The sequence below is a fragment of the Flavobacterium cerinum genome (assembly GCF_024496085.1).
GTDB lineage: Bacteria > Bacteroidota > Bacteroidia > Flavobacteriales > Flavobacteriaceae > Flavobacterium > Flavobacterium cerinum_A.
In genome coordinates this window covers 3199609-3212332 of the sequence record NZ_CP101751.1, presented here as the reverse complement: position 1 = coordinate 3212332, position 12724 = coordinate 3199609, and the positions used below count along the sequence as shown (strand labels likewise).

General features: G+C 32.5%; 10 protein-coding genes. 8 read left to right on the top strand and 2 right to left on the bottom strand.

Annotated elements, in window-relative coordinates; translation table 11 throughout:
- The first annotated feature begins 682 nt into the window (after positions 1 to 682).
- The 4 genes from NOX80_RS14440 to NOX80_RS14425 all read left to right on the top strand — a co-directional run bounded on the left by NOX80_RS14440 (position 683) and on the right by NOX80_RS14425 (position 4942).
- Positions 683 to 2152 carry a serine hydrolase domain-containing protein gene (locus tag NOX80_RS14440; protein WP_256550506.1) on the top strand — a complete coding sequence of 490 codons (1470 nt, stop codon included), beginning with the start codon at positions 683 to 685 and terminating at the stop codon, positions 2150 to 2152.
- Between the two features lie 26 nt (positions 2153 to 2178).
- Positions 2179 to 3537, top strand: a complete 1359-nt coding sequence (locus NOX80_RS14435) for a serine hydrolase domain-containing protein (RefSeq protein WP_256550505.1) — start codon at positions 2179 to 2181, stop codon at positions 3535 to 3537.
- Positions 3538 to 3614: 77 nt separating this feature from the next.
- Positions 3615 to 4313 (top strand): hypothetical protein, encoded by a 699-nt coding sequence (locus NOX80_RS14430; protein WP_256550504.1) that lies wholly within the window; start codon positions 3615 to 3617, stop codon positions 4311 to 4313.
- Positions 4314 to 4381: 68 nt separating this feature from the next.
- Entirely contained in the window at positions 4382 to 4942 is a 561-nt protein-coding gene (locus NOX80_RS14425; protein WP_256550503.1) for a hypothetical protein, read from the top strand.
- 48 nt (positions 4943 to 4990) lie between these two features.
- On the opposite strand, the gene NOX80_RS14420 is transcribed toward NOX80_RS14425, so the two are convergent.
- Positions 4991 to 7462: a hypothetical protein gene (locus tag NOX80_RS14420; protein WP_256550502.1), complete on the bottom strand. Its 2472-nt coding sequence runs from the start codon at positions 7460 to 7462 to the stop codon at positions 4991 to 4993.
- A 392-nt stretch (positions 7463 to 7854) separates the two neighbouring features.
- Here NOX80_RS14420 and NOX80_RS14415 point away from each other — a divergent pair, with 392 nt between their 5' ends.
- The 4 genes from NOX80_RS14415 to NOX80_RS14400 all read left to right on the top strand — a co-directional run bounded on the left by NOX80_RS14415 (position 7855) and on the right by NOX80_RS14400 (position 12196).
- Positions 7855 to 8418: a hypothetical protein gene (locus NOX80_RS14415; protein ID WP_256550501.1), complete on the top strand. Its 564-nt coding sequence runs from the start codon at positions 7855 to 7857 to the stop codon at positions 8416 to 8418.
- Positions 8408 to 9421, top strand: coding sequence for an alpha/beta fold hydrolase (locus tag NOX80_RS14410; protein ID WP_256550500.1), 1014 nt, complete (start codon positions 8408 to 8410; stop codon positions 9419 to 9421). Before NOX80_RS14415 ends, NOX80_RS14410 begins: the two co-directional genes overlap by 11 nt.
- A gap of 810 nt (positions 9422 to 10231) precedes the next feature.
- The gene (locus tag NOX80_RS14405; RefSeq protein ID WP_256550499.1) at positions 10232 to 10921 is read left to right on the top strand and encodes a hypothetical protein; all 690 of its coding nucleotides are present in this window, start codon (positions 10232 to 10234) and stop codon (positions 10919 to 10921) included.
- Positions 10922 to 11197: 276 nt separating this feature from the next.
- On the top strand, positions 11198 to 12196 hold the full coding sequence (locus tag NOX80_RS14400) for a phosphotransferase (protein ID WP_256550497.1): 999 nt from the start codon (positions 11198 to 11200) through the stop codon (positions 12194 to 12196).
- A 231-nt stretch (positions 12197 to 12427) separates the two neighbouring features.
- On the opposite strand, the gene NOX80_RS14395 is transcribed toward NOX80_RS14400, so the two are convergent.
- Positions 12428 to 12697, bottom strand: coding sequence for a hypothetical protein (locus tag NOX80_RS14395; protein ID WP_256550496.1), 270 nt, complete (start codon positions 12695 to 12697; stop codon positions 12428 to 12430).
- Between the last annotated feature and the right edge of the window lie 27 nt (positions 12698 to 12724).

Below are 12724 nucleotides of genomic sequence, written 5' to 3'. Positions count from 1 at the left end.
AAATTTTAAAAAGTTATATGATATAAATACTCGATTGAGTCCGAATTGTGATTTGTTATTTAGTAGTAAAATGTTAAAATATTTCTCACTTTTAAGAAATGCAAACATATCATTTTATTCTTATAAAAGGTATTATTTTTTATAAAGAAACAAAAAAATATATTCCATCAGTTAAGCTGTTTCATAAATGAAATTTCAGGTTTGTAAAATAATATTATTGAAGCGCAAAGCATCTTTGATCACCCGATTTGTAATCTTGCTTATACAAGTTTTATAGGTATTCTATTTTTTATAAAGGGAAACAAATGAAAGTTTTTTAGGATTTGAGTTTATTTTTGAGTTAGAACGGATTACATCGATGACTTTAGCCGAATTAATCTAGTAAATCTGCACGATTATTTATATAAAAAGTAAGATAATAATCCCTGAAATACTGTCTGAATTAGGATTTAATTCAAAATAATCTTTTACTACTACCTTTAAAAAGAGATAGGGAATGTACTTGTTTTTTTGTTGTAAATACTTGTTTTATAGTTTTTTGTAATTACTCGTACTCTTTTTTGTAAAGATTCGCACCTATTTTTCTGAGCAAATGAGATCGAATACTTTTATTCGGTCGCATAGTTGTAATGTCTTCCACATCTTTGCTATCGAAATAAATCGTTAACCAAAAAACAATACCATGAAAAATGCTCTTTATTTACTCATTTTTACAATACTAATTTCAAGTTGCCAAACAAGCAATAAAATAGTATCAAAAAGAAAAGACTATAGCTTTCTTACGGATAGCTTACATATCGATAAGCAATTAGAAAAATACAAACTTCCGGGATTTAGTCTTGTTGTATTTGAAAATTATGAGATTGTATATTCCAACCAGTTTGGAGTGAAATCCACGAACTCTAACGAAAAGTTAAATGAAAATACGGCTTTCTCAACAGCATCTATTTCTAAACCCATAACAGTATTACTTTGTCATATTCTTGAAGAAAAAGGATTGATCAATTTGGATGATCCGATAGATAAATACTTAAAGCGTTGGCATTTGCCAAAAAGCAAGTTTACTGAAAATAATAGCCCAACCTGGAAACAGTTTTTTAATCACACGGCCGGCACAAGTCAGAGTGGATTTGAAGACCATTATGAAGGAGAAGCGATTCCAACTCTAAAGCAGAGTCTTTTAGGCCAGATTCCGAGATACGATAAAGAAATTGAATTTTTGTTCACACCCGGTACGGATTGGCAATACAGCGGCGGCGGTTATGTAATTATCCAGATGGCATTAGAAGACACATTAAATAAATCGATTGCGGAATTGGCAAAGGAATATATATTCTTACCTCTTGGACTAAAAAATACAACAATGGCACAACCTAATGAAGAAGGGTTTTTAACAAATGTTGCTCTTGTTCATGATAACGTTGGGAAAGTTATTAAAACAGGATTACCAATTACACCACAAGTAGGGGCGTCAGGAATGTGGTCTACACCAACCGATTTAGCGAAGCTTTTTATTGAAATGCAAAATGCGTTACGCAATAAAGGGAATAAGGTGATCTCAAATAGTATTGCGAAAAAAATGACAGAAGTAACCGTTTTAAAAAATGCTGTTGGAGGTTGGGGATATGGCTGGCAAAAATCTTTCGGATACAACAACTACGACTGGTTTTCTTGTAACGGTTCCAATACCGGAGTTGGCGGTATCGTTTTTGGTACTATGACAGACGGTAATGGCTTTGCAATACTTGCTAACGGTGAAAAACCGAATCGTATCCCGGTAATGAGCGAAACGCTAAGAAAAATTTTGACCGTAATGGATTGGAATAAAGAAAGACCGAATGAAGTAGTTCAGGAAATTCCTTCCGATTTAAAAGAAAAACTGATTGGAGTGTATGATGATTTCCTTTACGGACAGGGAATAGACACTAAAATAATAGAAAAGAATAACCGTCTCTATGTAGAATCGCCAATCCTGGAACATTTTAAAGGAAAAAATGACTATGAATTACTGCTTCTGAAAAACGGATTCTTTAGAATTGTTGATTATCCGAATCTATTAAAATTTGACTTCAGCAATGGAAAAATTAGTTCCGTTATTTTAACAAGAGATGCGTTAAAAGCTGAAATTAAAGTTGTTAGTAAAGATAAATAATATTGATTTTAACATAGCCACTTCGTATGATAAACACAAGAGTACTGTTTTTGTTAGGAATTAGCCTATTCGCGCTCAATGGTTTTTCACAAACCGGAGCGATTAAGGAGAAAGCTACTGTAACGAAGAATCGAAACAATCTTTCTGCAAAATTATCAGATTATATGCAGGCTCAGACCGCGGTAAACGGATTTAGCGGAACTGTTTTGATCGTCCGAAAGGATACTATACTGTTGCGGGAAGCCTATGGATATGCGAATTATGAATGGAAAATAAAAACAACCATCAATACAAAATACAGTTTGGCTTCCGTAAGCAAGCAGTTTACTGCGGTGGCGCTACTTCAGTTGGCAGAAAGTAAGCTTCTTTCGGTTAATGATAAGCTAAATAAATACTTTCCGGACTTTCCAAAAGGGGATCAAATTACGCTTCATATGATGCTTTCACATATGTCAGGACTTCCGATGGATTTCGATACGCTCTATCTTAACGAAGTTTCTTTAACTGACGATAAAGTATTGAAGTATATCGCGCAAAACGAACTTCTTTTTACACCGGGTGAGCAAACGGCATATAGTAATGTCGGTTATTATTTACTGGCACGTATTATTGAGCAGGTAAGCCGAAAAAGCTATTCGGCGTATTTAAAAGAAAATATTTTTGATCCGCTTAAAATGCAGGATTCCGGTGTTATGACAAATGAGGAAGTGATAACCAATATGGCCGACAGGTATATAAGGAAAGGAGAAAAGTACACTAAAAATCCCTATATCAACTGGATGTACAATATCGGACATGATGGTAGCTATTCTACAGTTGATGATCTGTTAAAATGGAATAAGGCCTTATACGGTACGACAATTTTAAGTGAAAAAGGAAAACAATTGATGTTTGCGTCCTATAATGAACAAAATTTCGGATATGGTTTTCTGATCAATCCATTTTATAATCAGGGACATAAATTAATAGCTCATGATGGTGGTTTTTTCGGAGCGATGACTTCCTTTAACCGTTTTACAGATGACGGACTGCTTGTCATTGTCCTTTCTAATAATGAGTCTCCGGCTTATATGCTGGCCTATGGATTAGCTGCGATATGCTTTGATAAAGAAGTAGAGCTTCCTTATCATCATAAGAAAGTCAAAAATAACACGGCGCTTTACCAACTCTTTAAAGGAAATTATGAAACTATTAAAATTCTGGAAAAGAACGGTAAACTGTATTATAATGACTTTGAAATTGAACTATTTCCGGAATCAGATTATAAATTCTTCCGGTCAGATGATGCCAACAGAACAGTTGAATTCATCAAAGATGCCGATGGAAAATACACCATCATTAAGCTAACAAAGGCCGGGGTAGTCGAAATACGAAAGAAACAATAATAATAGCAATGATTATAATTCATTGCAAAAGAGAAACTGAAAAAAGTAAATCAACAAACTTCTAAAAACAAAAAAATATGAATCCATTATTTTTAATTCCAATCGTATTAATAATAGCAGGTGTCGTTTTCATGGTTATCATGAATAAAAAACACAAAACGGCAAAGTCTGAAGTCGATTTAAATTCGGAACGATCTAAATATGACCATTATAAACTAGAACTTTTGAATCGCGATTTTTCAAAATTAAAGCAATGGATGAACGGCAAAACAATTGATGCTTTTACATCGGCATCAGTTCCGCAATCAACTACAAATAAAGTGCAGGAACTGGTAACGGATGGCATAAAAAATATAGCCTTATCTGCCATTGGTGTAAAATTAAAACGAATTGAAACGGATTGTTTCTGGGTTTTAAGCGGACATGATTTGCATTTTTTTAGCACCAATACAGTTGGTGAATTAGAGGAACATATTGTTTTTGATCATTTTAGAATTGAAAACGCCACGTTGCAATATGGTGGTATTTTAAAATCGCAATTAGGGGTTTATTCAAAATCATCGGAAGAATATTTACCCAAAACACATGTTATCACGTTCGACATTGAGGGAAATGCACTATCACTTGAAATTCACGATAGACTGAATTATATAGTAGATCCGGAAGATATACTCAACCTAAATAAACAAGTAGCAACCAGAGTGAAATATCAAGTAGTAGGCGAAAAATTGGTGACTATTTTGCAAAATAAATTTCCGAACCTAAAAAAAGCTTAACATAGTATTTTTATTTAGATTTGTGATATAACCGTAGGATTTTAAACTATCTGAAAAACGAATAATCAGTGGATTACTATTTTGAATCATCTTATTTAACACAGGAAATAACTTCCGGAAAAAACCGGGATTTTGTTTTGGATGTGTTTGATCATTTAAATGATCTGGAAGAAAACGATATCAATACCTGGAAGCATTCAGAAACCAGTGATTATTACTTTCAGCAACGGCCAATAGGAGGGAACCGACCTTTCTCCATTTTGGATTTAAACATAACAAATACTGATCTGAAAGAATTCCTGCTGAATCAGGGGCTTATTCCCAGTGAAAAGAAGGAATTTGTAGAAGACCAGCAAATGGATGATTACCGACAAAATATAGGGAATGCCGATTGTTTTAGTAATACATCCTATGCTGTTTTCTTTAGTTCGGTAAACGACAGTGTTGACTATATTTGGTTCGATTATAAAGATGACTTTTCAACTGAAAGCGACCGATTGGCTGTTTCTGCTATATTAAACGAATTAGGCCAGAAATATGCCTTTATTTTAATTGACTGGTATGAGAGAAACATAATTGATTTATCGGATCAAAAAAGGATCAATCAGTATTTGGATTCCTTGCTTTAAACAATGGAATCAGAATTGATTGCTACAATCGATAAGTAGTATACGATATCAAAAAAAGGTTTTCCGATATAGCGTTGTACCGTTTTCCAATGTGATTTTTAATAGAATTACGCCGGATATTTTTTTTACATTTTTCAGCACAATTTCGTTTTCGTTAGTATTTAAATACTCGTCAATTTTCCGACCTAAAAGATCATAAACGGTAAGATCCTTTATTTTTTCAATGGAAGAACTTACCGTCAATTCATCGCGGCTTACTATTTGAATACTGTTTTCCGGGCTAAAGCTATTATGACCTAAAGTAATATTGTTAAAACGAAGAATAAAACGATCGTTAAAAGCTCCGGAATCAGATATAAACGAATAAGGTGCTGTTTTTAAATCGTGTATCGTATTGGTAATTTTGTCTTCCAAATAAATAGTTTTGTTTTCAAAAAAAGCATCAAAATGATCAATACCGATTTCGTAGTCACTTGCTATTTCGGTTTTATATCCTAGTTCAACCTGATCGCCATTGTTAAACGGTAGCGGACGTGCTTGAATAGCCAGCTGATTATCGGGTATAATAGAATAAAGCGTAGCCTCGTTTCCGCCGAATAGTTCTCCGTCCAAACCTCTGTCGAAATCCAACGTTGCGTCTTTATCATATCCGATCAGAATTTGAGAAAATGTCCCTGATTTGTTGGTTAGATTTAACCAGATTCGTTTTCTTTCGACGGCTTCATCGGAGATTGTTTGCCCGTTTGGAGTATTACCGGTTTTCATAAAGTGATTATTATTACCGATTACCCGTATATAATTACTGAAAAGCGCATTACCGTTTCTTAAACCTTTAATAAAAAATGATTGTCCGGATGCGATATAACGACTTGGAACAGGGTTACCTAAAGCGGTAACTGTTGCTCCTAACAGATTGATGGTTGCATAATCGGAAGCGGTATAATTATAGGTATAGCTACCGTAAAACGGATTGGGAGCAGTACCGGATGGCGGTGAATTATGTGTCCATAAGTAAATAGTACCATCCAAAAGACCCATATTGGAAGTGTTATTTACAAATGACATGACATCAATGGCCGAGGGATAAGGATTTCCGATAAGATTCCACTGATCGTCATTACCGGACATAGTTCCTACGATTATCGGAACGAGCAGGTCCCCATTATTCGGAGTTCCGGTAAAGGTAGCGGTATAGGGTGTTTTATTATTCGGATTAAGATTAAAACTTTGCGGAGCTCTTACTATGTATCCGGTCTTCGGATCCATGACGGTATTGGCATTTACACTAGTCCAGTTTCCGTTACCGCCACCGTTAAGAGTCGGTTGCCATTTCATATATTTATCGGCTAATGTATTGGGCGATAACATGCCTAGTGTAAAACCGGAAGAAAGTGTTACGGGAGAATTCCAGTAGGTAAAATCATAGCGGTACATGGGACGGGTAGTACGTTTGATCGCCACAATTCCGGAGTTTTGAACATCATTATCAGTTTGTATGATTTCGGCATTATTGTGAACCGTAAAACTACCGCTTTGTTGCACGTCAATTTTGTTTGAAATCCTTATAGCTCCGGATACGATATCCAGACGTCCTTTAACAGTAAGTTTTCCGGCTTGTGCGATTCCGCTCACGATCGGATAGTTATTAGTGGTAGTGGGATTAATAAATACATTGTTATCTGTAGATGGCACACCAACCGGTAACCAGTTGCTCGGATTGTTCCAGTTGTGATCCGTTCCGTTCCATTTTTTGTAAATAGGTTTCCAGGAATAGGTTAAGCCTGAACTAGGATGAGAACTATTTTGCGATTTAATAGCGGCAGTGTTGGAACTTCCGCTTAACGTATAGTTCCAATCCAGCTCTTTATTTCTATTATTAAAGTCACTATTATCAGCCCCTCTAAGCCCCACTTGAAAGGATCCCTCTCCAGTAGTCGGAGTAGCGGGACCGAATATAACATCAATAGTATTATTTCCTTCATTTAAATGGATTTGAAAGTTAAAATATCCGTTTCGAGTGGCTGCTTTAACTTTTCCCCATTGTACTACAAAGGTTCTGTTTGGGAAAGAACCAATCGTTTGATAAATAACACGAGATTCTTGATTTATAGACATAAGATTTGTTCCTAAGGCACTAACGGCTCCGTCATATGATTCATTGGAAGAGATCGGATTTGTTATAAGTCCTATATTGATATTGGTATTCCCAAAAGCAATAAAACCATTGGAAACAATCGTACAGTTGCTATAATTTATACCGTTAAAATTGAAAGTGAAACCTATAGGAACAGCAAGTGCAGCAATATTACTCCAACTAGTATTAGAAGGAAATGCATTTGTTGCATTGCTGTGATCAATTGCTGTATAGTTACTCGTTCGATAAGAATATATATAATCACTGCTTACCTGTTGTGAGTATACGGTATGATATCCGAACAATAAAATGACCAGTATTTTATAAGTGGCCTTTTTTTTAAGGAACTGAAATGGATTTTTAGTGTTTTTGAAGCTGTTTAGCATAAATTATGTATTATGATCAATAAAAGTTAAACTTTGATTTTAATTCCGTAAATATTGTGTGATTTTCCTCAAATCGAATGTAAAATTTATTTGAAAGGGATTAAGAATTACATAATTTATTGTCCTTTAAATGACCTTATATTATCTATTCTAATCGTATTAGATTTTATGATCATTTTATGTTTTGGAAATTTTTATTTATTTTTAAGTTTTAACTTACATTTTTATGTAGATTAGTAAAATATTTGTAAAATCCAGGCTGCTTAGTTTTTACAAAATAATAAGCGAAAAAGCTTCATAAATAAGTTTAGCAGCAACTTTAAAAGAAAAACGAAGCCTATTCAAAAAAGATATTCGATAGCTAAATAAACAAACCGCTAAACCTTAAAAAAATGAACGAATCAGACAATTCTCGAATAAACACCATTCTGAATTTTGAGAATACCATTCTGGAATCAATTGAATGGAATGACTTAAAAGAAGTACAATTTGCTATGTGGCTTCCCACTGAAGAGGACAGCATTTTTGAAGCATCTCCAATTATGAACCGATGGAACACGGCCTATTCAATAACCCAACATTACTGGTCGTATATCACTGCCGACTTGCTTCGGATTTTAAAACTGGTTAGTGAAGAGACGCGTAGATTAGGACTTCCTGATGATTTTCAGGTTTTTCCCTTTCTGACAACCGATAATGAGCAGGTAATTTTATCCTTATCCAAAGAAAAAGGGATTCGGTTTCATTTTGCAAGAACAACTCCACTAGCATACAGACTACAGTTTATGGATAATTTTATTATGTATTGTAATAGCTGGAAAGAATTAGTCGATACGCATACCGGAAATCAGGACGATGATCTAGAATTTAGTAATTGGTGGAATTTTACCGTTGAAACCTCAATTTCTGTCGAAAAAAAGGAACCGTTAACAGGTGTTGGTGTGATTGCCAGATAAGAAACAAAAAGTGCTATGCAATGTTACAGAACAGGTTATGAGGTTGAATTTTAAAATATTAAATCTAAGTATTCTCTTTTTTACAATCTCAAATCTTGTAAGTTGTCAAAGCAAAATTCAAAATGGGAATTACTACGAAAAGATTGGCGATTTAAAATTGAATTACACAATTAGAGGAAAAGGTCCGATACTGATTGTCGGACATTTAAATTCCGGAAAAATTGGTTATGAATTGACGTTAAAACCGTTGGAAAGTGATTTTACAATTGTCTATTATGAGCCGAGAGGAACCGGAAAATCGGAAACGCCAAAAACAATTGAAGAATATAATCAAGATTATATCGTTCAGGAAATCGAAGACTTAAGAAAAAAATTAAACGTTGATAAAATCTGGATTTTTGGGCATTCCGACCAAAGTTCGATTGCTTTAGAATATGCTTTAAAATTTCCACAAAGCACTTCGGGTCTAATTTTAACAGGAACAAGTTTAGTTGGAACGCAACAAGAAACATTTGAACGAAGAAAAAAAGCCGAAACCCAAAGAGCAGAAGAATCGGCGTGGTTTTCTCAAGTCATAAAAGATTGGGATTATATGATGACGCATAAAACCCAAACAAACGAAATAGGAAAAGATATTTCTGATGCTTCAATAAAATGGTGGTGTTATAATGAAGAAAGTGCTCAAAAAGTAATTCCAATCGCGAAAGAAATATTGAAAGCAGGAAGGCGAAAACCGATTAAAGAGGTTTATCCTATAGAAACCGAAGCTGAGCGAGAAAAATATCTTGATTATCAAAAAAAGTTTCCCAATATTAAAACTACTATTTTGATTGTTAATGGAAAATATGACACTAATAATCCGCCAAAATACGCAGATGAATTGAATAAAGTTTTACCAAATTCTAAACTTGTATTGATTGACAAAGCCGGACATTTTCCGTGGATTGAGAATTCAGAAAAAACGTTCCAAGAAATTGAAAATTGGATAAAGATTGTAAAATAATAAAGATGTAAGAATCAAGATCAGTAGGGTAGTTGTTGTAATTATATACTCCCATAAAAACAAAACTACAACTTTTAGGGTTGTAGTTTGCTCTTTCTTTATTGGCACGGATTACAAATCCGCGCGATCGGGTTATAGGGTCACATAAATAAGTTTATACCATCAAATGTCTTTTAAAAAAGAATAAACAAAATAAAATTAGTAAAGAAGTTATTATTCCTGTTATTGCTACAGCTGTAAAAGAAATGGTTAAATTTTGAAGAATTCCTATTAAAAGTGTAATCAATATTAATCTCCATTTTTTATTTAAAAGAAAAAACAAAGCTGAAATAAAAAGAAATATATCGATTACAAAGTATAATATCAAATATCGCCAACCGTCTTGAGTTAAGATGCTTACATTAAATAGGTATAATTCATAACTATAGTAAAATACAGTTATGAGATTAATTAAAATTAAATTGTAATATCCTAAATAGATAAGATTTTTCATTGATTTGTTTTATTTCTTTTTTTGCGATCAATTTTTACTTTAATATATTTTGGTATCTGATACCTGATAGCGCGGATTTACTTTATCAGTTCGGCTAAAGCCTCGGGTGTAATCCGTGTCAAGATTAGCAGGGTAGTTGTTATAATTGCATATTACCATAAAAGCAAAACTACAACTTTTAGGATTGTAGTTTTTAGTTTTAATTGCACGGATTGTAAATCCGCGTGATCGAATTTAGACATACTATCTTTGGGAAAGAATTAAAAGGGAATGAAGTTACTAAAAGAAAAAATGAAACTAATTAATATTTTCATTATATGAATAAAAGAAAAGTCTTAATCATAATTATATTTTCATTGCTAAATATAGCTTGCTCTAATCAAAATAATGATAAAATTGATTTGTATAAAAATGAAAAAAGGATAAGTCAAAATTTATTAGATAAAAAAGGTCATTTAATAAGTCAGATTTTATACAATGAGGATGGAGTAATAGAAAACATAATTCAATTTAATTATAAGGAAAATAGTTTACATAATATAAAACTGAAAAATAATTCACCAGGACTCGATAGCAAATGGTATGATTTCTATTTCAAGGATATTGAATATAAAAATAGATTCTTGATTCAGAAAAAAATCATGATACAATATCCATTTATCAATTCAAGTGAGGTAAGTGATATAGCAAATATATTTAGTGTAATTGAGAGATTTGATGAAAGAGTAGTTGATGGTCATAAAATAATTTCCATTAAAAATTTCAATCAAAACATTAGGTTTTACCCCTCTGAAATAGAACAGTATATTCCTCAAAATTCAATTATAACGGACTATGAAATTATATTGGACAATAATAACAATGTGTTTGGAGAGACATATAATTTTAAAGAAGGTAAATTGACTAGAAAATATGAATACAAAGAAGGAGTGTTAATGAAAATTCTGTGTGATGTGGTTTATGTAACTAAAGAAACTTTTCATTCCGTTAAAGAGTTTAGAAGGTAACCCAGATGGCGCGGATTTGCAATCCGTGTCAGGATTAGTAGGGTAGTTGTTATAATTGTAATACTCCCATAAAACAAAACTACAACTTTTAGGATTGTAGTTTTAGTTTTAATTATACGGATTGCAAACTCGCACAATCGAACGGCCGAAATAAATCCGTACGATAGAGTTAGTATAGTAGTCAATTGATTGTAGTTTTTATCATACAGATCTTCCGGGAACAGCTATATTTGTACCTATTAACAAGCTAGCCACAATTCTATAAAACCGAACTAAATGACCACTTTTCCAGTAACAGCCTCCACATTATCAGAAACAGCATTAGGGAACTTTATAAAAGAAAAGTACCAGTTATCAGAAAAATTTAATTGTCAATTATTTAGAACGGGCGTAAATCATACGTACTTTATTTCGGATAATGAAACAAAATTTGTTTTTAGAGTCTATTGTCATCAATGGCGAACAAAAATAGAAATTGAGCAAGAATTAGCGCTTCTAAATTTACTTAGAAAAAATGCTCTATCTGTTTCATATCCGATTTCAGATAGTAACGGAAACTTCATTCAGGAAATTAATGCGCCTGAAGGAATTCGATATGCAGTACTTTTTTCATTTGCTAAAGGCGAAAAAATGCGATTTATGTCAAACGAAACTTGCTTTTCAATCGGTTTCCTAATGGCTAAAATTCATAACGTAACTGAAAGTGAAAAAATTGACAGAGTAAATTATGATGCTGAACTACTTTTGAATGAATCATATAATAAGATAAAGCCATTTTTTGACGAAGATTTAGATGAAATGAAATTCTTAAAAGCAATTGGTAGTAAAATAGCAAAGAGAATGAATGAAAGTGATTTATTAGAAAATAAAAAAGGAATCGTTCATTTAGATATTTGGTATGATAATCTGAGTGTAAATAATGAAAATGAGATCACTATTTTTGACTTTGACAATTGCGGAAACGGTTTATTAATTTTGGATGTCGGTTATTTTTGCAAACAGTTATTTTTTATAGAATCGGACAAAAATGAATATGAATCAAAAGTAAAAAGCTTTCTAAATGGCTACCAGAGTATAAGAAATTTATCAGAAAAAGAAATTGAATTAATTCCGGAAGCCGGAGCATCAATTTTTGTGTTCTATCTTGGTGTACAAGCACAAAGATTTGATTGGTCGAATATATTTTTCACTGAAAACTATCTTAAAATGTTTGTTGGAAGAATAAGAAATTGGATTGATTATTATGAAAAAAGACAAAATGGAGAAAAACAATAATGACTTTTTTATTTTAATCTAATTTACGTATTAAACAAACTGAAATAGAAATACTATTCCTAAAACCACCAAAATTGAAACAATAGTATTAAAATGATCACCCTCTTGTAGCAAAGATTTAAACGTTCTCTTGCGATGCAAAAAAAGCCATCTTATAAAAGCACCTGAATACCTCAAAATTGAGAAAACCACTATCTCAAAAATTAATTCTATCATAAATACTCTTTTATTCTAATGACTTAAATCCTTATGAATGAGGAAAGATATTAAAAAAAACTTATCTTTTAAATAAAATATTACGCCGAATAAAAGTCCTAATAAATATAGAAAAGCATAAACGATTGCTATAATTTCTAAATTACCATCAATTATTCCAATTATTGTAACAATGATTAATAGAATCATCAATACAATGTTTTCTGTTTTTTTTAACCAAAACATAATTTTCTCTTTGATGGAAAGAAACTTGCTTTTTGATTTATTTTTTCTAATATTATTCATTCATGAAGTATATTACTCGATGGAGCG